The sequence below is a fragment of the Clostridium sp. AF32-7AC genome (assembly GCF_003477925.1).
Classification (GTDB): Bacteria; Bacillota; Clostridia; order Lachnospirales; family Lachnospiraceae; genus Otoolea; species Otoolea fessa.
In genome coordinates, this window is record NZ_QUEG01000002.1 from 146819 (window position 1) to 167495 (window position 20677).

The 20677-nt window shown below is 47.4% G+C and carries 14 protein-coding genes and 4 tRNA genes; 17 read left to right on the top strand and 1 reads right to left on the bottom strand.

Annotated elements, in window-relative coordinates:
• The first annotated feature begins 161 nt into the window (after window positions 1-161).
• From rsmH to DWZ45_RS04850, 6 genes are all read left to right on the top strand, one after another.
• Complete coding sequence (gene rsmH / locus DWZ45_RS04820) at window positions 162-1220, top strand: 16S rRNA (cytosine(1402)-N(4))-methyltransferase RsmH (protein ID WP_107000320.1); 1059 nt, start codon at window positions 162-164, stop codon at window positions 1218-1220.
• Between the two features lie 310 nt (window positions 1221-1530).
• Window positions 1531-2376: a tyrosine-type recombinase/integrase gene (locus tag DWZ45_RS04830; protein WP_117796475.1), complete on the top strand. Its 846-nt coding sequence runs from the start codon at window positions 1531-1533 to the stop codon at window positions 2374-2376.
• A 255-nt stretch (window positions 2377-2631) separates the two neighbouring features.
• Entirely contained in the window at window positions 2632-3297 is a 666-nt protein-coding gene (locus tag DWZ45_RS04835) for a hypothetical protein (RefSeq protein WP_117796377.1), read from the top strand.
• Window positions 3298-3349: 52 nt separating this feature from the next.
• Window positions 3350-7495 carry a vWA domain-containing protein gene (locus DWZ45_RS04840; protein WP_118467938.1) on the top strand — a complete coding sequence of 1382 codons (4146 nt, stop codon included), beginning with the start codon at window positions 3350-3352 and terminating at the stop codon, window positions 7493-7495.
• Window positions 7496-7694: 199 nt separating this feature from the next.
• Complete coding sequence (gene srtB / locus DWZ45_RS04845; RefSeq protein WP_182426633.1) at window positions 7695-8495, top strand: class B sortase; 801 nt, start codon at window positions 7695-7697, stop codon at window positions 8493-8495.
• Between the two features lie 291 nt (window positions 8496-8786).
• Window positions 8787-11672, top strand: coding sequence for a hypothetical protein (locus DWZ45_RS04850; protein ID WP_118467942.1), 2886 nt, complete (start codon window positions 8787-8789; stop codon window positions 11670-11672).
• Between the two features lie 144 nt (window positions 11673-11816).
• Here the strand turns inward: DWZ45_RS04850 and DWZ45_RS04855 are convergent, their stop codons facing one another.
• A complete protein-coding gene (locus DWZ45_RS04855; protein ID WP_118467944.1) occupies window positions 11817-12641 on the bottom strand; it encodes an EFR1 family ferrodoxin in 825 nt (274 codons plus the stop codon).
• 361 nt (window positions 12642-13002) lie between these two features.
• On the opposite strand from DWZ45_RS04855, the gene DWZ45_RS04860 reads away from it, so the two are divergent.
• The 11 genes from DWZ45_RS04860 (at window position 13003) to DWZ45_RS04910 (ending at window position 20371) form a co-directional block, all read left to right on the top strand.
• Window positions 13003-14217, top strand: coding sequence for an L-aspartate oxidase (locus tag DWZ45_RS04860; RefSeq protein WP_118467946.1), 1215 nt, complete (start codon window positions 13003-13005; stop codon window positions 14215-14217).
• Window positions 14183-15034 (top strand): carboxylating nicotinate-nucleotide diphosphorylase, encoded by an 852-nt coding sequence (nadC, locus tag DWZ45_RS04865; protein ID WP_118467948.1) that lies wholly within the window; start codon window positions 14183-14185, stop codon window positions 15032-15034. The genes DWZ45_RS04860 and nadC overlap by 35 nt, the downstream gene beginning before the upstream one ends.
• Window positions 15035-15081: 47 nt before the next feature.
• Entirely contained in the window at window positions 15082-15621 is a 540-nt protein-coding gene (locus tag DWZ45_RS04870) for a transcription repressor NadR (RefSeq protein ID WP_347475376.1), read from the top strand.
• Window positions 15622-15808: 187 nt separating this feature from the next.
• Window positions 15809-15882: transfer RNA gene (locus tag DWZ45_RS04875), tRNA-Arg, on the top strand.
• Window positions 15883-15909: 27 nt separating this feature from the next.
• Window positions 15910-15983 (top strand) — tRNA-His (locus DWZ45_RS04880).
• 26 nt (window positions 15984-16009) lie between these two features.
• A tRNA-Gln gene (locus tag DWZ45_RS04885) sits at window positions 16010-16081 on the top strand.
• 8 nt (window positions 16082-16089) lie between these two features.
• Window positions 16090-16162 (top strand) — tRNA-Lys (locus DWZ45_RS04890).
• Window positions 16163-16300: 138 nt separating this feature from the next.
• Window positions 16301-17149 carry a YitT family protein gene (locus DWZ45_RS04895; protein ID WP_118467952.1) on the top strand — a complete coding sequence of 283 codons (849 nt, stop codon included), beginning with the start codon at window positions 16301-16303 and terminating at the stop codon, window positions 17147-17149.
• A gap of 222 nt (window positions 17150-17371) precedes the next feature.
• Entirely contained in the window at window positions 17372-17941 is a 570-nt protein-coding gene (locus DWZ45_RS04900; RefSeq protein WP_107000310.1) for a DUF3793 family protein, read from the top strand.
• A 41-nt stretch (window positions 17942-17982) separates the two neighbouring features.
• Window positions 17983-18411: a flavodoxin gene (locus DWZ45_RS04905; protein ID WP_022359957.1), complete on the top strand. Its 429-nt coding sequence runs from the start codon at window positions 17983-17985 to the stop codon at window positions 18409-18411.
• Between the two features lie 259 nt (window positions 18412-18670).
• A complete protein-coding gene (locus DWZ45_RS04910; protein WP_118467955.1) occupies window positions 18671-20371 on the top strand; it encodes a glutamine--tRNA ligase/YqeY domain fusion protein in 1701 nt (566 codons plus the stop codon).
• Window positions 20372-20677 lie beyond the last annotated feature (306 nt).

Sequence of the window (20677 nt, forward strand, 5' to 3'; positions counted from 1 at the left end):
CAAAACGCCTTTATTGTATACCTATGATGCTGCGTTTTATCTGGAAAAATCAAGAAAGAATTGACATTTGAACGCCTTCCATATATGCTTGAACCAATATGATTTTCGATTTGACAGATGGGAAAATCAATGGAAAATCTAAGCAGATATGGGAGGCTTTTATGGATCAGGAAAATCAGACACCACACAAACGGCGTGTCAGATATAAAGGAAAATATCCAAAAAAATTTGAAGAAAAATATAAAGAGCTGCAGCCGGAGAAGTATCAGGACACGATCCAGCATGTGATTCAGAAGGGAAATACACCAGCGGGCATGCATATTTCCATTATGGTGCAGGAGATTCTGGACTTTTTGCAGATCCAGCCGGGGCAGGTCGGATTTGATGCGACGCTAGGATACGGCGGACATACGAAGGCAATGCTGGCCTGCCTGAAAGGGCAGGGACATATGTATGCGACCGATGTTGATCCGGAGGAATCCGCCAAGACGCGGAAACGCCTGGAAGAAGCGGGCTATGGCGAGGACATGCTTTCAATCCGTCTCCAGAACTTCTGTACAATCGATGAGATTGCCAAAGAAGCGGGTGGTTTTGATTTTATTTTAGCCGATCTGGGCGTGTCTTCGATGCAGATTGACAATCCGAAGCGAGGCTTTTCGTTCAAGGTAGATGGGCCGCTGGATCTGCGCCTGAATCAGGAAAAAGGCATCAGCGCCGCCGAGCGCCTTGACACGATCGAGCGTGAGGAGCTGGCGGGCATGCTGTACGAAAATTCAGACGAACCGTATTGCGAGGAGCTGGCAAAAGCGATCACGGATGAGATCCGCCGTGGAAACCGGATCGATACGACCACGAAACTCCGTGAAATCATTGAAAAAACATTGGATTTCCTTCCGGAAAAGGAGAAAAAGGAGACAGTCAAGAAGACCTGTCAGCGTGTTTTCCAGGCGCTCCGGATCGATGTAAACCAGGAATTTGAAGTACTCTATGAGTTTATGGAGAAGCTTCCAAATGCGCTTCGACCGGGCGGACGGGCAGCGATCCTGACCTTCCATTCCGGAGAGGATAAACTGGTGAAAGCGGCGCTCAAAGAGGGATATCGCGCCGGTATCTATAAAGAATATTCCAAAGATGTGGTGCGCCCGTCCGCGCAGGAGTGCGTACAGAACCCGCGTGCCCGCTCAACGAAGATGCGCTGGGCGATCCGGGCGGACGAGTAAAAAGAATATAAAAGAAAATATATGAAAAAACAGGGCAGCTGTTCCGAGCAATATGGGAGCGGCTGTCCTGTTTTTATTGTGAAGATCAAAGAGAGTCCATGTGAAAAAATTTCGGGCGCAGTGATGTCTGGTTCTGCAAAAATCCGATTAAAAGAGCAAAAATGTTTTTTTAGCGAGATTTCTGTTTCCGGTGCGTATACTATAAGATTACTTTTCAGAAAATAGAAAAGTGGTCACAGTTGTGAAAGAAGAAACAGCTGCGAAAAAAACAAATCCGCGAGAAAGTTTCGTGAGAAAGAGAGGAAACGCATTGAAACAGGAAACACAAAATGAATTGGAACGATTTAGGGATTATTTGAGAGAACAGGAAAAAAGCAGCCATACGATCGAAAAATACTGCCGGGATGTGAGAAAGTTTTTGATGTTTGTGGGTGAAGAATGGGATAAAAACACAATTATATCGTTTAAGGAATATCTGCAAGCCCATTATAAAACATCCAGCGCCAATTCGATGCTGGCATCTCTGAACAGCTACTTTCATTTTATCGGAAGACAGGAATACTGTGTCCGCACGTTCCGGGTGCAGAAGCGGATTTTCTGCGATGAGAGACGGGAAATGACGCGCAGCGATTACCAGAAGTTAGTTAAGGCGGCACGGGGACGCGGCGATGAACGTCTCTGTGCGATTTTGCAGACAATCGCGAGCACGGGCATACGAATCAGCGAGCTTTCATATATTACAGCGGAATCGCTGGCACAGGGGGAAGTAGTGATCGACTGTAAGGGAAAACAGCGGGTGATCCTGCTGCCGCAGTCGCTGATGCTGTATTTGACGCAGTACTGCCGGAAGCAGCGGATTGTGAGAGGCAGCATCTTTGTCACAAAAAACGGGCAGGCAGTCCGCAGACAGAATGTGTGGGCGGACATGAAATCCGTCTGCACCGAAGCGGGTGTTCTTCCGAGCAAGGTATATCCGCACAATCTGCGCCATCTGTTTGCCAAGATATTTTATGAGCGCGATCACGATCTGGTTCGTCTGGCGGACTATCTGGGTCACAGCAGCGTAGAAACGACACGCCGTTATACGATCATCAGCAGTCGGGAAGCGTGCCGCAGACAGCTGGAATTAGGTTTGTTGATTGATAGGGAAAATTGACGAAAAACATAATGGGAATTATGTCATGAAATGGAAAAAATCTGCATACATATCTAAATATATGATTCTATTATTAAGTTTATCACTTCTGAGAAAGAATTTCAACATACAAAGGCGTTAAAAACAGTACTTGAAATAACACAGATATTCTATCCAAAATCTGGAAAATTCGACAAAAGCTTTGCAAATAAAAGAAAAAATGAAACAGTCGGATATGACATAATTCCCATTATGTCATCCGGGGAGGTGGAGTATGTGAGAGAAGATCTGACGGGGCGCCGGTATGGACGTCTGACTGTCTGCCGGGAAATAAAACAGGCAGCAAAAAGCCGCCGCCATTACTGGCTGTGCCGGTGCGACTGCGGGAAAGAAAAGACCGTGGAGGAGTCCCATCTGAAAACAGGGCATACGAAAAGCTGCGGGTGCTATCGGAAGGAGCTTCCGTCCAGTCGGCGGATCGATCTGACAGGCCGTCAGTTCGGACGTTTGAAAGTGCTTGAAGAGGCGGATAATTCCAACCGGACAGGCGGATATTGGAAATGTGTCTGTAGCTGCGGACGCCTGATTGAGGCATCCAAAGAAAGCCTGTGCGCGGGAAAAACCAAGAGCTGTGGGTGCCTGCAGGCGGAGACACGAAAGAAAAACATGAAAAAAGCGATTCATTTTGTAGGCGGAACCTGCCTGGAACGAATCGCCAACCAGAAAAATACGGCAAACAATACAAGCGGCTACCGAGGCGTCTACCAGCGGGAAAATTCCCGGTGGCGGGCAGCGATCGGCTTTCAGGGAAAAGTGTACAACCTTGGAACCTTCGTAAACCTTGAGGATGCGGTGGCAGCGCGGAAAAAAGCAGAAGAGGAATTGTACGAGCCATTTTTGCGGGAACATGGCGTGAAAGCGGTGCAGAAGGGAGGTATTTAAATCTGCATAAGGGGACCTGCGTTGATGATAGATAAGACAGGAGGCAAAAAGAATGAAAAAAGCGAAGAAAAAGGGGAAAAGTTACAGTCAAGGATGGTTTGAACGTCAGTCAAGGCGTTTCATGTCAGTGCTTTTGTGCAGCAGTATGTTGAGCACAAGCGTGGCAAATACAGCCGCATTTGCAGCTGCCACATCCGAAGGAGGGGATGAAAGACAGGAATTTTCATTGGAAAAAGAAGTCCTCAGGCAGGCAATCCGGGATGCTGCTAAAAAAGGGAAGACAGTAAAAGAGGATGTATTTACGTTTTCCGGCGATGAGGCAGAAACCTACGAGGGACTGTTTGAAGAAGGAAATCTATATGAACTGCATCCAGATTTCGAGAAGAAAAACGACCGGCTTACTTTGAAAATGTATGCCCGCTTAGAGGATGAAGAGGACATGGATCAGTATACGATCAGCGGAAATGAAGAAATTATTTTCCTGATGACCAACTCTTCTTCAAAAGAGCGCACCGGACGGATTCTGGTGGATGGAAGAGCCAGCGCATGGATGACGGTTGCGCCATTTGGTGAAGTAAAAAAGCAGGTTGAGCTGGAGACAGAGGAAGCGGTTCCGACCGAGATAGAAAATGAGGTAAAAGAACCGGAAAGTGCAGTTCCGGCAGGAAGTGAAGATATCACAGAAGAGGATACGGCTCTGGAGGACGATGTAAAGGAGCAGGAAAATGCTTCAGATACAGGTAACAATCAAATAAAAGAAGAATCGGAAGCAGCGGATGACAAGAAAGATTTATCGGAACCGGATTCTGAGAACGAGAATGAAAAAGCAGACATGGATGCGTTCGAAACAGATACATCCGATGCAGATACATCGGATTCAGAAAATGACAGCGCCCAGGACGAAGGTTCAGTTCAGGTATCACGTTCGGCTCATTTTTCGATGTTTTTGACTTCAGCTGCAATGGCATCTCCGTCTGATGCAAAAGAAGAAGAGAACGAGAACGATGAAAACGAAAAAAATAAGGCGATTGTAGGCGACGAAGCAGAAGAAGACAATTTCGAACGCATTCTGGGGGATTCATATGAAACGGTAGGCATTAAGAATGCATCCGCAGCCGCATTTGTAACTTCCGCGATGGAGCTTGGTCTGACAGACGTAGCTGTTTTGTCGGCAGTGGAAGTGGAAGAAATTCCACACTGGCAGATTTCGAAGTCTAAAAAAGCTACCAATCTGGACGAAAACTTTGAATCCCAGGTAACACTTTCCCTTCCGTCAGCGGAGGAAAAACTGGAAAATGACATTGTGTTTGTGCTGGATAAATCTACCAGCGTGCAGCTGGAAAATGAGGCGTTAGAGATGCTTAAGGAGCTGCAGGCGCAGGCAAAGGAAAATGGCGCAAAAGTAAAGGTTGGAGTCGTTATTTTTAATAAAGAAGCGCATAAGTCTGACTTTATGGATTTGGAAACCCAGTATGATACGATTGCGGCAGCGATCCGTGAGAATATTAGCAGCGGAACGAATCTTTCGGCTGGAATCCTTGCAGGTAAGAAAATGCTGGATGAGGATACGCAGGTGGCAGCAGGAAGAAAGAGCCTGGTGCTTTTAAGCGATGGCATTACCTATATTTTTGGGGAAAAACCGACGGCGGTTGCCTGGGGATTTGAGAATGATGGTTCAGAACATTCCTGGGCGGGACCGGATAACTGGATTCTTAAATATGGGAATAATAAAGCATTATCGGAGGATGAGTGGAACGAGCGCCTGGGTACAATCAAAGCGCAGATGGATGCACAGGGCGATGAATTTGACCATCCATATGAGCAAGGAGATTTAACGCCATGTACCCCACCTGGTGAAGGAAAAGAACGTGCCAATAGCGTTGATAAAGCACTCTATCTTTCCTATGAGGCATATCTGGAAGCGGCGAAGGAACAGTATCACTGCTATGCGATGCCGATTGGTTCATCTGCTGGTGAAAGCTATCCATGGGGACCGAGCTTTGTGAAATATCTGGCAGACGGAAAAACGGTAAGTTTTGAAGATATCAAAAATGACATCCTTTATGCCGTCGATCGGGGCTCGATGGTGGAAGATTATATGGGTTGGGTCAAGGATGACTACAATTTTGACTTAAAGAGCATCGACCGTCTGACTGTTGGCGGCAGGGAGCTTTCCAAATGGAAAGATGGAAATACCGTTTATTTTGGAAATGAAGACGTGAATGCAGCTCAGTATCGTTTTAAGGTGGAATACGATCCGTCGGATAAGGAAGGCGGAGAACATTTCATCTGGACGATGAATGAGGCGGTAAAAAATAATGAACCGGTGCAGCTGACCTATACGGTAAAACTGGTAAATCCGAAGAACAATCCAGGAGAATCGTATGGACGGTACGATGAAGACGGAAGCGAAGAGTATGATGGACTTTATACGAACCAGAAAGCAGTGCTGCATCCGGTTGGAAGCGATCAGGAAAAAGGAAAAACGGAAGTATTTTCGAAACCGACTGTATCATATACGATTCCGGGAGGAGAACTTCCGACGATTCCAGAGGGAGGAACTTCTAAATCGAAGACAGCGGAACAGCTGGATGAAAATTTTAAGTCTCAAGTGGCTTTGTCCTTGCCGTCAGCGGAGGAGCAGCTGGTAAGTGATGTGGTGCTTGTCTTAGATAAATCAACCAGCATGGGACTGAAAGAGCAGGCATTGGAAATGCTTCAGAACCTCAAGAAAGAAGTGCAGGAAAAGGGAGCAAAGGTCAAAGTGGGAGTAGTGCTCTTTAACAAGGAAGCCCATACGGATGGATTTATGGATTTGGAGACCCAATATGAGGCGATTGAAGCAGCCATTTGTCAGGAAATTAAGAGTGGAACCAATCTTCACGCAGGTATTTTAGCGGGTAAATCAATGTTAGACCAGGATACAGGAGTGGCAGATGAACGCAAGACACTGGTAGTTGTCAGTGATGGTATTACCTATATGTTTAATGAGAATCCGACGGCGGTTGCCTGGGGATTTATGGCAGATTCTCCGAAACATTTTGCAGGACCGGATAACTGGAAATCCAAGTATGGAAATAATCAGGCACCGACGGACTGGAATGCATGGCTGACCGGCATAGGAGCCAGACTTTCAGAGCAGAAGGATACACACGACTATCCATATGGAACGGAACCGGATGCATCGCTTATTACACCGGTGGAGGAAGCAGGAAATTATGTGAATTCGATCGATAAGGCATTATACCTTTCATACGAGGCGTACGCACAGGCAGCTTCGGAAGGATATCACTGCTATGCGATGCCGATTACGCCGCCCGGAACGGCAAGTAACTATGAGTGGGGAATGAGTTTCATGCGGTACCTCGCGAATGGAAAGCAGGTTTCATTTGAAAGTATAGAAAATGATATTTTGTATGCCGTTGATAAAGGTTCTGTTGTGAAAGATTATATGGGCTATGTGAAAGAGGATTATAACTTTGATTTCGATCACTTAGACCAGCTGACAGTAGGGGGAAAAGCGCTTTCTATGTATCAGGAGGGCAACACCTGGTATTTTGGAGACGGAGAACCGGGACCGCAGAATTATCGTTTTAAAGTGGTATATGACGCGGGAAATAAGGCAGAGACAGAGATGTTTACCTGGTATATAAATGAACCAGTTTCAAACTTTGCACCGGTGCAGCTGACCTATACCGTAAAACTGATAAACCCAAAGACGGCGGATGGAACATATGGAAAATATGACCGGGACGGCAGCCAGCACTATGAAGGGCTCTATACCAATCAGGAGGCGGTCCTGTATCCGGTAGACAGCCGTGGAAATGAGTATCGGTCAGAAGAATTCCCGAAGCCGACCGTATCATATGTGGTAGAACATGGAAGCCAGGAACCGGGATCTGATCCTACCCCGACCCCGAATCCAGGCAATAACGGAGGCGGAAGCCACGGCGGTCACGGAGGCGGAAGTAGTTCTGGCAGTAAAAAGTCTTCGACTACAACCGCGTCGGGACCGGCAGCCCAGCCGACGGAACCGGTTACGCCGGTTGTACCAGAACCTCAGCCGGTTGTACCGGCAGAAGGACTTCCGAAGACCGGGGATACGGATCGGATGGATGTGCCGATGGCTCTGCTGGCAATTGGAATGATGGCAGCAGCTTATGTAATAATGACGGGCAGAAAAAAGACGGAAGAGTAAGACAAGATATAGAAAAATAAAAATTGCCCGGTTATAAGAGCAGGTTTTTAGGGCGGCGCCAGAAAAAATGGCGCTGTCCTAAAACTATGCTGTTATCTGTTTCGTTTTGTATGCAAATTAATACATCATTTATAAAAATATATAATTTGCTTAATAAATAAAGGCGCAGAACGTTTCACGGGCAAAGATGGAGGGATCGATGCAAAAGTGGACACGGAAAGCAGCGGCTGTGATAGCTGTCATCTGTCTGGCGTTCGGTACAGCGGGGGTGGCAATGCATAAATGGGATGAAATGCGTCAGGAGAAGGCGCAGGAAGAGTTGACTGCCCAGGTTGTGGGAATGTCAGAAGCAGGGACGACGGGAGAAACAATGCCGGAGAAAAAAGTGCCAGAAGTGGAAAATGAGATAGGTGAGACGAATGCAATAAAGGAGACAGAATATGTGTCAGCAATTGATTTTTCAGCGCTGGATTTCCAGAATCCGGACGTCGTTGCCTGGATTCAGATTCCGGGAACTCAGATCAATTATCCGGTGGTTCAGGGGAAGGACAATGATTATTACCTGCACCGTGACCTGAACGGACAGAAGAGCACGGCGGGCACGATTTTTCTGGACTATGCCGATCGGGCAGATTTTTCGTCCCTGCATAACGTGCTGTACGGCCATCACATGAAGAATGGAAGTATGTTTAAGGACATTTCCAGATACAAGGATCAGGGCTATTTCGATCAGCATTCAGAAATCATTCTTTATACGCCGGAGCGGGAGATTCATTTAAAAGCCCTGGCGGCTGTCTGCACATCGCCGGATGCGATCCGACGGAAAACGGAGTTTGTATCGGGAGAAGAATTTGCGTCATATATTCAGCAGATGACAGCGGGCGCGAGCGCGTCCGCGCCGATCGAGGAGACGATCGTGCGTTTGTATTCATTTGTGACATGTAGCTATGAATTTAACAATGCCCGGACAATTCTATATGCGTATGAGGCGGCAGAATAGTAACGGTTCACGGGTAGGCACTTTTGGAACCGAAAGTGCCGTAAGAAAACGTGGTGGCAGCAGGAATTTGCCGTATTTAAATGCGAAGCCACGGCAAATTCCGTTACTGGGCACGTATGCGTGAACAGTAACGCAGAATAAGATGGGGAATGTTCCAGATGTGGAAAAACAAAATGCGTTACCATGATGCAGTAACTGGATAGACAGAAAGACATAACATGGAAACGGACCGGAAAGAAATGTTTATACGCTACTGCATCTGGAAATAGATCTATCAAGGGAGGTAAAGGGATGGAAGAGAGAAAAATCAAGGGAAGGAGCCGGAGACGGAAGTATAAAAATCAGATGTGCCGTTCGATAGCAGTATTGCTGGCGCTGATGCTGTCGTTTAGTTCCTTCGGTACGGCGACTGCTTATGCGGATGCCGCGGAGGGCTCGAAAACGGAAAGTCAGCCGGAAAAGGTGGAGTCAGAGAAATGGACCGAAAAGACGATTTTAGACAGCGGAAAACAGACGGATGGTGTTTCGGTTACAAAGGATGCTTCTGCAAATGCAGCTAATGAGGGAAAAGAAACTGGAAATGACAATGAAGGCGGAAATGACGATGGAAAGACAGACAATCCGTATGATTCCATCGAACGTCCGGCCCAGTCGGATACCATAGAAATGATTCCGGGTGCACCGTCGGATTCGAAAGATAAGGAATCGGATGCCGGAACTGACACAAAAACGGATACAAAGGCTGATACTGCCGAAGGCTCGAATCCGGAGTCAGGGGCGGCAGGAGAGTTGAATGACCAGAATGAACAGGAAAAAGAGGGTGAATCCGAAAATCAGCCGGAGGGAGGTCAGGAAACCGAGGTAAAACCGCTTCCGGCGGAAGAGAAAAATTATGATTATATATACGACAAGGAAGCAGGAAAATTTAAGATCACGTTTCACATCAAAGAAGATGCCAAGGGCGATCAGACGGTTGAACTGAGCAAGGTGATGGAAGAGATCAATGCGGCTGGCAAGAAGCAGTTTGATGAGTGGTTTAAGACAGAAGAAGGCGCGAAGGAACTGGATGATGCACAGTTTTATGGTTCAACGATTCGCCAGTCATTCGGCGGCGTTGAATACATTTATAATCCGGTAAATGGTACAGCGAGTCTCTATGAAGAACCGGGCTGTACGACCGTGTTTGATGTCTATCTTACAAATGGCTCCAAACACACCTACGTGTATAAAAATAACAGCTTTACGGTATCGACTCCGGATATGAGCAATTCGGATTACACAGGTGTGACTGGATTTGACGGTCAGGAGCTGCCGGAAGATTATACAAAAGGCTTTCTTTCACCGAAGTATGACATTGAGAATGCGAGTACAACCGGAGTAATTGAAGATTTAGTCGATAAGGCACTTCAGGATACGCAGTCCCAGTGGCAGTATGGAATCGACAAAGATGGAAATTTGACAACCTCCCATTCACAGAAACTGACAAAGAACGATATTAAAATCGGAACGCCGGTTTATAAGATTCGCAATAAATATTATTTATATTCAGAAAAATATGATTGCTATTATGGAGAGTTTAATCAGGCGCAGGTAGAGGAGAATCCGAAAGGATCTGGAAAATACGTAGTAAAATTGGTTCCGTCATCTGGAAAGAATAATTATGCCATCAAGGCAGATGGAAGTAACTATTATGCGCCTTATGTGCGCGGAAGTGAGGTAAATGCGCTCAAGCCATCTGCTTCGAGGATTCAGATGGCGGTAAAAAATTATCTGTCTAAAAATAATACAACGCTTGCACAGGAGGTCCTGAAATATTATAACGAGAAAGACGGTACTTCTTATGCGACCATCGAGGAGCTGCTTTCGAAAAATGAGACGGCTATGGATGAACTGACGAAATCGGGGGCGGCTGATAATGCATCCCTGAAATCGTTGGATCCGATGCTGCTTCATTCCAGCAGTCAGTATGATAATTTTTATCAGAATATTTTCAGCTTCAATGTCGGCAGCCAGGAGGATATGAAAAAATTCCTGGAAAATGAAAATCTGGGTCACGGTCATGGTCATGGAAATTGGGCGACGGATGGGTGTGAGATGACGATCGGCGATTATATGGCGGATAAGTTAAATGAAACGGATGGTGCATGGGATAAGGCAAATGCATATTTTAATGCACTCTTAAAATCGGGCGTCTCATCGGAAGAAGCCACCTGGGTGGCATTTACCATGGCAACCAATATTGATAGTCCGCGTGCGGATAATGATTATCAGAATACCGCCTGGAACTGGTACAGTTCCATGGTTCTCAAACAGCAGGATGGCACCTTCAACCTGACCAAGGTAGATACGGATGGCAGCCAGCTCGGAGATGACGAGGGCGAGGGGCAGACTTCGTTCTATCTCTGGTATATAGACAGCAAGACGGAGACAGATGAACAGGGAAATCAGAAGACAACGGATGTGACAAAATATTGTGTTTATGTGGATCCGGTCTACGAAACGGTAGAAAATGAAGATGGGACGAAGAGCCAGAAACTGGTAAAAGATGGATATTATGGCTGGGTTGAGTACGATCCGGACAACAAAGAGTTAAATTATACCGTCTCGACGACCAACGGAACCCTGAATATTGATTATGCACTTTTAGAGGGAGTGGTCTATTACCTTCAGGAAAAGGCGGCGCCAGATGGATATAAGGTGGATTCCAATATTTATGTGATCTGTGATGAAGAATCGTATCAGCAGATGACAGCCGAAAAAGGGGTAAGCAGTGTGATTAACCCGGCCACCGGCGTGGAGAGCGCTGTGGTTTATATGGGCGCAATCAAAGGCGGCGAAACTCTGAAAGTAAACTTTGTCAACGGAAAGACAGCTCCGAAGCCAGATCCAACCCCGGATCATGGGGGTGGCGGAAGCCACGGCGGTCATGGAGGCGGCGGTTCCAGTTCTGGCGGAAAGAAGACAACCTCTGCGGGACCGGGGACAGTCACCGAAGAACCGGTGCTTCCGGAACAGCCGGCGGAAGTGCCGATTGAAAATATTCCTGCACAGGGACTTCCGAAGACAGGAGAGGACGGAGTAAATACATCGGCTCTGATGCTGACACTCGGACTGATCGCATCTGCTTATGTATGGATGAGCGGCAGACGGGAGGAAGAAGAGAACCGTAAAAACTAAAAGAAAACGGTGATGATAAAGACGCAGAAACGTTGTAAACAGGTATAAATCGAACAGATATAAATCAAACGGCAGCTGTTAAACAGGTGGATACAGTAAGTATCTCTTCCTGTTTGGCAGCTGCCGTTTGTCAAAATATATTTTTTAAATAAAATACTCCGCCTCACTTCTGCGCGTATAGTTCTGCTCCAGCATCGCGACGTGGGACAGAAAGGCCTCATTGTCGAAGTATTTGGCGCCAGCCGGGCAGATCTTGATGCACGCCTGACATTTAATGCAGATACCGGTGCAGGTGTCCGGTGCATCTGCCGGGATAGAGCCCATCGGACAGACCGTTGCACAGATGCCGCAGCCAGTACATTTTTCCGGATCGGTGACTGGTTTGGCTTTCAGGAAGACAGCCGGTTTTCCGTCGGTGCCGAGCGGGGTGTAATATGGTCCGACCGGATCATCGCCGCGCACGGCAATCGGAGCCGGGATTTCGGTCAGGGAAGCGATCTTTTCAGCCGCCTTGATGCCGAACGCGTGGATCTGTGCGAGATCATCCGCATCTGGACGTCCGGTTGCCAGCTTGTCGCTGAATACGTGCTCGGTCGGGATACCGGCACCCGCAATGGTGTGGAAACCGTGCGCCTCTAATTCATTGCGAAGCTCGATGAGCCCATTGTCGAAGTTGCGGTTTCCGAAGACAGCCACCGGAACGGCGAGCGCGCCATTTCCCTCAAAATGGGTCTGTACAAATGGAAGCATCTTGTTCGGGATGCGTCCCGCGTAGACCGGGGTACCGATAACGAGCAGATCGTCTGCCCCGTATGTATGAACTTTTTCGCGGCTTTCCGGCAGCGTGAAACCATAGGAATCCATCGGGACGCCGAGTGTGTCAGCGATCGCCTGCGCCAGCGTGGTAACAACCTTTTTCGCGTTGCCGGTCGGGCTGAAATAGACTGCGTGTACGTGATTGATTTTCATGAAAATACCTTCTCTTTGTATGCTTAAATTTAATTCGGTAAAATACCTTATTATAGTAGGTATTTTAATGGATTTATGGTGGGCTGTCAATGAAACTGGAGTTTTTTGGTTACTGGGCACGTATGCGTGAATAGTAATATGTTTTTGCAGAATCGCCCAAAATATCATTACATATGTCTTGTCACATGAAATGATATGTGCTATACTGGTGCGGATGCACAAATGAAGTTTTGAATTGAAAGAAAACTCTGTTTGCGATAGGAGCATAGAGTGGCAGATAGTATTCTGCGATTTGAAGGCTGAACCATCTGCGGGATAAAAGATAAGTGCAAACGTATGGTATAGAAAGGAAGGCAACAAAATGGTCCGGGAGGAAAATTATGATGTGGTCATCGTCGGGTGTGGCGTAGGCGGTCTGTACACCGCTTTAAACCTGCCGTCGGAAGACCGGATCTTAATGATTTGCAAGGAAGATATAGAGAGCTGTGATTCCATGCTGGCGCAGGGAGGTATCTGCGTGCTGCGGGACGAGACGGATTATGATGCGTATTTTGAGGACACGATGCGCGCGGGACACTACGAGAACCGCAAGGAGAGTGTGGATATCATGATCCACTCCAGCCGGGATGTGATAAATAATCTGCTGAAATTAGGCGTAGGGTTTGACAAAAATCCAGATGGCAGTTTAAAATATACAAAGGAGGGCGCGCATTCGCAGCCGCGTATCTGTTTCCATGAGGACATCACGGGAAAAGAGATCACGACGACCCTGCAGACGCGTGTAAAAGAACTTCCGAATGTAGAAATCCGGGAATATACTGTTATGACGGATATTTTGGTAGAAAAGGGCATCTGCACCGGTATTCTGGCAAAGAATGCTGACGGCGATATTTTAAAGATTCATGCGAAAGACACGGTTCTGGCGACCGGCGGTATCGGTGGGCTTTACAAGCATTCGACGAACTTCCCGAGCCTGACAGGTGATGGGCTGGATGTGGCAAAGAAACACGGCGTGCGTCTGGAACATCTCGATTATGTCCAGATTCATCCGACCAGCCTGTACAGCAAGAAGCCGGGACGCAGCTTCCTGATTTCAGAATCGACCCGCGGCGAGGGAGCAGTTCTGTTAAATGGAAAGGGCGAGCGCTTTGTCGATGAGCTTCTGCCGCGTGATGTGGTGACGCAGGCGATCGAGAAGGAGATGGAAAAAGAGGGCAGCGATCATGTATGGCTGTCGTTTAAGGCAGTTCCGGAGGAGACGATCCGGAACCATTTTCCGCACATTTATGAGGAGTGCTTAAAAGAGGGCTACGATATCACGAAGGAACCGGCTCCGGTCGTACCGGCGCAGCATTATTTTATGGGCGGTATCTATGTCGATCATTTCTCCGAGACGACGATGGACCACCTGTATGCGGTTGGTGAGACGAGCTGCAACGGCGTACACGGAAAGAACCGGCTTGCCAGCAACAGTCTGCTGGAAAGCCTTGTATTTGCAGAGAGAGCGGCAGGCAAGATCGCCGGACGGGAGGACGAAGAGTATGAATCCAATTACGATGCAGCTTGTTGCGGATGAGTATATCCGCATGGCGTTAAAGGAAGATATCAACAGCGAGGACGTTTCGACGAACGCGGTCATGCCGGAATACCGCAAGGGAGAGGTACAGCTCTTAGCCAAGGCAGATGGTATTATCGCCGGTTTACAGGTGTTTGAGCGCGTGTTTAAACTTCTGGACGAGGCGACCGAGACAAAATTTGAGGTAAAAGACGGGGATACCGTCACAAAAGGGCAGTTTTTAGGTGTGATCACCGGCGACATCCGGGTGCTTCTTTCCGGCGAGCGGACGGCGCTCAACTATTTACAGCGGATGAGCGGCATTGCGACCTATACAAATCAGGTGGCGAAGCTTTTAGAAGGAACGAAGACGACGCTTTTAGATACGCGCAAGACGACCCCGTGTATGCGTGTATTTGAAAAATATGCGGTCAAGGTTGGCGGCGGCAGCAACCACCGTTACAACTTATCGGACGGCGTGATGCTCAAGGATAACCATATCGACGCAGCCGGCGGAGTTAAGGCGGCGGTTGAGGCGGCGAAGAAATATGCCCCATTTGTCCGCAAGATCGAGGTGGAGACGGAAAATCTCGATATGGTGCGCGAGGCAGTGGAAGCGGGCGCTGATATTATCATGCTGGATAATATGAACCCGGACGAGATGGCGGAGGCGATCCGCATCATCGACGGACGCGCCGAGACGGAGTGTTCCGGAAATATGACGAAGGAAAATATTGCAACGATCACGAAATTAGGCGTAGATTATGTGTCCAGCGGCGCGCTGACGCACTCGGCACCAATTCTGGATCTGAGCCTCAAACATCTGCGGGCATTATAAAAATTTAAAAACTAAGAAAGGACAGGGAAAACAGGATGGAAACAACGATGACAGGAGTACAGCGGAGAAAGAAAATACTGGAAATGCTGGGACAGTCATCCACACCGCTTTCCGGCGGGGCGCTGGGGCGGGCAGTCGGCGTGAGCCGTCAGGTGGTGGTGCAGGATATCGCGCTTCTGCGTACCGAGGGACACCCTGTCCTTGCGACTGCCCGCGGTTATGTGCTGGAGGTGCCGCACCAGACGGAACGCCTCTTTAAAATGTGCCATACGACCGAGCAGACGCGCGAAGAGCTGAATACGATTGTTGATCTGGGCGGCGAGGTGCTGGATGTCATGGTCAACCACCGCATCTATGGAAAGGTATCGGCGCCGTTAAATATCCGCAGCCGCCGCGATGTTGAGGCATTTGTGGAAAATATCCGGACTGGGCGTTCCACGCCGCTTTTAAACGTGACATCGGGCTATCATTTCCATCACGTGGCTGCCGATCAGGAGGAGATTCTTGACGAGATCGAGGCAGCGCTGCGGGAAAAGGGATTTCTGGCGGACTTCCTGTCATACGAGCAGGAAGAGGGGGAAAAATAGGGGGAAAGTCAAAAGAAATGAATTTTTGAAATTATTTTAAAAAATATGAAATTTCCTGTTGACATTCTTTTTCAAATGTTATATACTATCTTTGCTGTCGATGAGACAGATAAGCAGTTGGCTGAGAGGTCAGGTGCGGGAATGGTTACAGTGCCGGATAAAACGGTCAGAATCGCAAAATGAATATGAGTCTGTAGCTCAGCTGGATAGAGCAACGGCCTTCTAAGCCGTGGGTCGGGGGTTCGAATCCCTTCAGGCTCGTCGAATCTGTTTCGACAGATTCCTATGGTGGATATAGCGCAGTTGGTTAGCGCGCCAGATTGTGGCTCTGGAGGCCTAGGGTTCGAATCCCTATATCCACCTTCCTTTTAAAAGGAACTTTTGCTGATGGGCTATCGCCAAGCGGTAAGGCACAGGACTTTGACTCCTGCATTCGTTGGTCCGAATCCAACTAGCCCAGTTAAATATGGGGTATTAGCTCAGTCGGTAGAGCACTTGACTTTTAATCAAGTTGTCCGGGGTTCGAATCCCCGATGCCTCATTACGAAGACACATTGCAGACGCGATGTGTCTTTTTGTATAATAGGAAATTCCTTGGAATTCTCTATTACACAAAAAGGCGCTAACGTGCCAATGATGCGCGCTCGCGCGAAATTGTAATATGAGGAGGTTTTAAGTTATGGCAAAAAAGTCCATGCGCGTAATCGGGGAGTACACAATGATCACAGCGGCGACCTTTGTCGTGGCGGCAGCCGTCTATTTCTTTCTGATTCCGAGCGGTGTATCGGTGGGAAGTATTTCCGGTCTAGCGATGCTTTTGGGAAATGTGATACCGCTGCCGATTTCAGTGCTGACTTTTATTTTAAATGCGGCGCTTCTGGTGGTGGGCTTTCTTTTTATCGGACGCGAGTTCGGCGTCAAGACGGTGTATACGTCACTGATTCTGCCGGTTTTTCTGTGGGTGTTTGAGCAGGTTTTCCCGGATTTTGTGTCGATCAACCAGGATGCGATGATGGATACGGTCTGCTATATCTTTGTTGTCAGCGTTGGTCTGGCTCTTTTGTTCCGGATGAATGCCTCGTCGGGCGGTCTGGACATCGTGGCAAAGCTCTTAAACAAATATTTCCATATGGAGCTGGGAAAAGCGATGGCGCTTCCAGGCATGTGTGTGGCGCTCTCATCCGTGTTTTTTAGCGATAAAAAACTGGTGGTGCTGGGCATTCTGGGCACATACTTAAACGGAATTGTGCTGGATCATTTTATTTTCGGTCTGAATCTGAAAAAGAGAGTTTGCATTATCTCAGAAAAAGAAGAAGAGATACGCCAGTTTATCCTGCATACGCTTCACAGCGGCGCGACGATCTATCAGGGATTCGGCGCGTTTGACAATGAGCCGAAGACGGAAATTATCACGATCGTAGATAAAAACGAATATGCACAGCTCATGCCGTATATATTAAAAACAGATCCGAAGGCATTTGTGACGGTGTATGCGGTGAATGAGATTATTTATCGTCCCAAAAGATAGAAAATGATGTTACTGATAAAAAAACTCAGTAAGCAAAAATGAACAAAATTTGCTTGACGTGGTAAGTGATTCATGATATAGTCTCATTGAAGTTAGATGAGACTAACCTGCGAAAAGGAAAATAGAAGGCAGAAAAAGCCTTTTATTTTTTAAAAGATAGTTAGCTGTATCTAACTAAAGGTAGATATGGCTAACTAAGAGAAGCAGTCAGGAGGCAGGAAGATGGAACGATTGTTTGAAGAAGTATTCGTAGAGGTGTGTGCGCCGACTCTTCGTGGCATCAAACCGTCGAACTTGTTCCGCTATCAGCCGCAGAACCGTGATAAACTCCTGGAAGCGCTTGATTTCTGGAACCGGGAGCTGGAACCGTCGGGGCTTCAGGTGCGGGCGCTTAAAGAGTGCAGCCGGACGGGCGCGTTTCTGATTCTGGTGTACCGCGAGGAATGGCTTCGCTTTATTCTGGGTAAAATATCTGTACAGCACTTTTTAAAAAAGTCTGGTTACCAGATGCAGAAGACGGTCGATGGCTTTTTGAAGCAGCTTTCCAACCGGCTTTGTCTGGAACATGATTTTCCACATGAGATTGGCATTTTCCTGGGGTATCCGCTTGAGGATGTTGTTGGATTCATTGAAAATCAGGGAAAAAATTATACCTGTAGCGGTTACTGGAAGACGTATGGCGACCCGCAGGAAGCAAAACGGCGGTTTGATTCATACCGGGAATGCACGGAAGTGTGCCGGGAGAAATACCGTCAGGGGACACCGATTATTCAGCTTGTAAAAGCCGCATAATAAATCTAAGTAAGTAAATTATTCACAAGGAGGAAATAAAAATGAGCAAGGTAGCAATTGTATACTGGAGCGGAACGGGAAACACAGAGGCTATGGCAAATTACGTAGCAGAGGGCGTTAAGAAAGCGGGTGGCGAGGCTGATTTATTTACTTCCGCAGAGTTTGGCGCTGACAAAGCTGGCGAGTATGACAGAATCGCATTTGGCTGCCCGTCTATGGGGGCTGAACAGTTAGAGGAGTCTGAGTTCCAGCCGATGTTCGACGAGGTTAGCCCGGTTCTCTCTGGCAAAAAGATTGCATTATTCGGTTCTTACGGATGGGGCGACGGCGAGTGGATGCGTACCTGGGAGAGCGACTGCATGACTCTGGGCGTAACCATGGCTTGCGAGCCGGTAATCTGCAACGCAACGCCGGACGAGGCAGCAGGTGCTGAGTGCGAGGCACTGGGCGAGGCTCTTGCAAACGCATAAGTAAAATCGCATAAAAACACATATATAATAAGAAGAAGTACAATTACCTGCGAACGCAGGACATCTTAAATTGCCATAATAAAGATGCTTAAAAATTGAAAATCAGAAAAGGAAGTGTCCTCCCGCGGCGCTTCCTTTTTTGTGGGCAAATATCCCCTTTTCGAAAACTCCAAAATGTGATATGATAAAAAATAAAACTGTTTGATTTGACTCAAACAACAGTATCAATTTACGAAAAGAAACAACGGAGGGAATGTATATGGAAGAAAATAAAAAACCATTGGCAGAGGGAGAGGAGAAGGAAGAGGCTGTCTCCAAGAACTTTATCGAGCGCGAGATTGACAAAGATCTGGCAGAGGGCGTTTACGATCATGTCCAGACGAGATTTCCTCCGGAACCGAACGGATATCTTCATATTGGACACGCTAAATCGATTATTCTGAACTCTGGACTGGCAAAAGAATACAACGGAAAATTCAATCTCCGTTTTGATGACACCAACCCGACGAAGGAGAAGACGGAGTTTGTTGAGTCAATCATCGAGGATGTAAAATGGCTGGGCGCTGATTTTGAGGACCGCCTGTTTTTTGCATCCAACTATTTCCAGCAGATGTATGAGTGTGCAGTTCTTCTTATTAAAAAGGGAAAAGCATTCGTCTGCGATCTGACAGCTGATCAGATCCGCGAGTACCGCGGTGATTTTAACAATCCTGGTAAGGAAAGCCCATACCGCAACCGCAGCATCGAGGAGAACTTACAGCTCTTTGAGGAGATGAAAGAAGGCAAATATGCGGATGGCGAAAAGGTACTGCGTGCGAAAATTGATATGGCATCCCCGAACATCAATATGCGTGATCCGGTTATTTATCGTGTAGCCCATATGCATCATCACAACACCGGGGACAAATGGTGCATTTACCCGATGTACGATTTCGCTCATCCGATTGAGGATGCGATTGAGCACATCACGCATTCGATTTGTACGCTGGAATTTGAGGATCACAGACCGCTCTATGACTGGGTCGTAAGAGAGTGCGAGTTTGAGAACCCGCCGCGCCAGATTGAGTTTGCGAAGATGTATCTGACCAACGTCATTACCGGAAAACGTTATATCAAGAAACTGGTAGAAGATAAGATTGTAGATGGCTGGGATGACCCGCGTCTGGTAACCATCGCAGCGCTGCGCCGCAGAGGTTACACGCCGGAATCCATCCGCCGCTTTGTAGAGCTGGCAGGTGTCTCCAAAGCAGATAATTCCATCGACAGTGCAATGTTAGAGTACTGCCTGCGCGAGGATCTGAAATTAAAGAAGTCCCGTGTGATGGCAATTCTTGACCCGGTCAAGCTTGTTATCGACAACTATCCGGAAGGACAGATCGAGGAGCTGGATGCACCAAACAATATGGAGAACGAGGAACTTGGTTCCAGAAAGATTCCATTTGGCAGAGAACTTTACATCGAACGCGAGGACTTTATGGAGGAACCACCGAAGAAATACTTCCGTCTCTTCCCGGGCAATGAGGTCCGCCTGATGAACGCGTACTTTGTTACCTGCACCGGATTCGAGAAAGATGCAGACGGTAATGTAACGGTTGTTCACTGTACCTACGATCCAGAGACGAAGAGTGGTTCCGGCTTCAATGCAAGAAAGGTAAAAGGTACGATTCACTGGGTAGCAGCACAGACTGCACTGAAAGCAGAAGTACGTCTCTATGAGAACCTGGTAGACGAGGAAAAGGGCAAACTCAATGCAGATGGAACGCTGAACTTAAATCCGAATTCCCTGCGCGTTCTGAAAGAGTGTTACTTAGAGCCGGGTCTGAAAGAGGCAAAAGCATTTGAGAGCTTTCAGTTCGTCCGCAATGGATACTTCTGCGTGGACTGCCGCGACAGCGAGCCGGGCAAACCGGTTTTCAACCGGATTGTTTCGCTGAAGAGCTCTTTCAAGCTTCCGAAATAAATCGAGAACAACTCTTGAAAATGTATAAAAAAATACAGAAAAAAGCGGCTTTGTTCTGATGAAAAAAGGAGAGAACGGGACTTTCAGAATACATTTTAGAATATGAGCAAAATGCTTGAGAGGTCTTGGCGATTCTTCCGGGGGTTATTAAGAAAAATGTAGAAAAATGTAGTAATAACCTATAAAAAGCAGGTTGTTTTTGCTAATAAAACACCCTGCTTTTTGTGCATAATTTATGAAAGGCTTGGTTGACAATCAGGGGGGTTACTGTTATAATTTAAGTAAAGTGAGCTGATCATGTCAATC

Coding starts and splice junctions, on each gene's coding strand:
- rsmH (WP_107000320.1), top strand. CDS start 162: ATGGATCAGGAAAATCAGACACCACACAAACGGCGTGTCAGATATAAA.
- DWZ45_RS04840 (WP_118467938.1), top strand. CDS start 3,350: ATGAAAAAAGCGAAGAAAAAGGGGAAAAGTTACAGTCAAGGATGGTTT.
- srtB (WP_182426633.1), top strand. CDS start 7,695: ATGCAAAAGTGGACACGGAAAGCAGCGGCTGTGATAGCTGTCATCTGT.
- DWZ45_RS04850 (WP_118467942.1), top strand. CDS start 8,787: ATGGAAGAGAGAAAAATCAAGGGAAGGAGCCGGAGACGGAAGTATAAA.
- DWZ45_RS04855 (WP_118467944.1), bottom strand. CDS start 12,641: ATGAAAATCAATCACGTACACGCAGTCTATTTCAGCCCGACCGGCAAC.
- DWZ45_RS04860 (WP_118467946.1), top strand. CDS start 13,003: ATGGTCCGGGAGGAAAATTATGATGTGGTCATCGTCGGGTGTGGCGTA.
- nadC (WP_118467948.1), top strand. CDS start 14,183: ATGAATCCAATTACGATGCAGCTTGTTGCGGATGAGTATATCCGCATG.
- DWZ45_RS04870 (WP_347475376.1), top strand. CDS start 15,082: ATGACAGGAGTACAGCGGAGAAAGAAAATACTGGAAATGCTGGGACAG.
- DWZ45_RS04895 (WP_118467952.1), top strand. CDS start 16,301: ATGGCAAAAAAGTCCATGCGCGTAATCGGGGAGTACACAATGATCACA.
- DWZ45_RS04900 (WP_107000310.1), top strand. CDS start 17,372: ATGGAACGATTGTTTGAAGAAGTATTCGTAGAGGTGTGTGCGCCGACT.
- DWZ45_RS04905 (WP_022359957.1), top strand. CDS start 17,983: ATGAGCAAGGTAGCAATTGTATACTGGAGCGGAACGGGAAACACAGAG.
- DWZ45_RS04910 (WP_118467955.1), top strand. CDS start 18,671: ATGGAAGAAAATAAAAAACCATTGGCAGAGGGAGAGGAGAAGGAAGAG.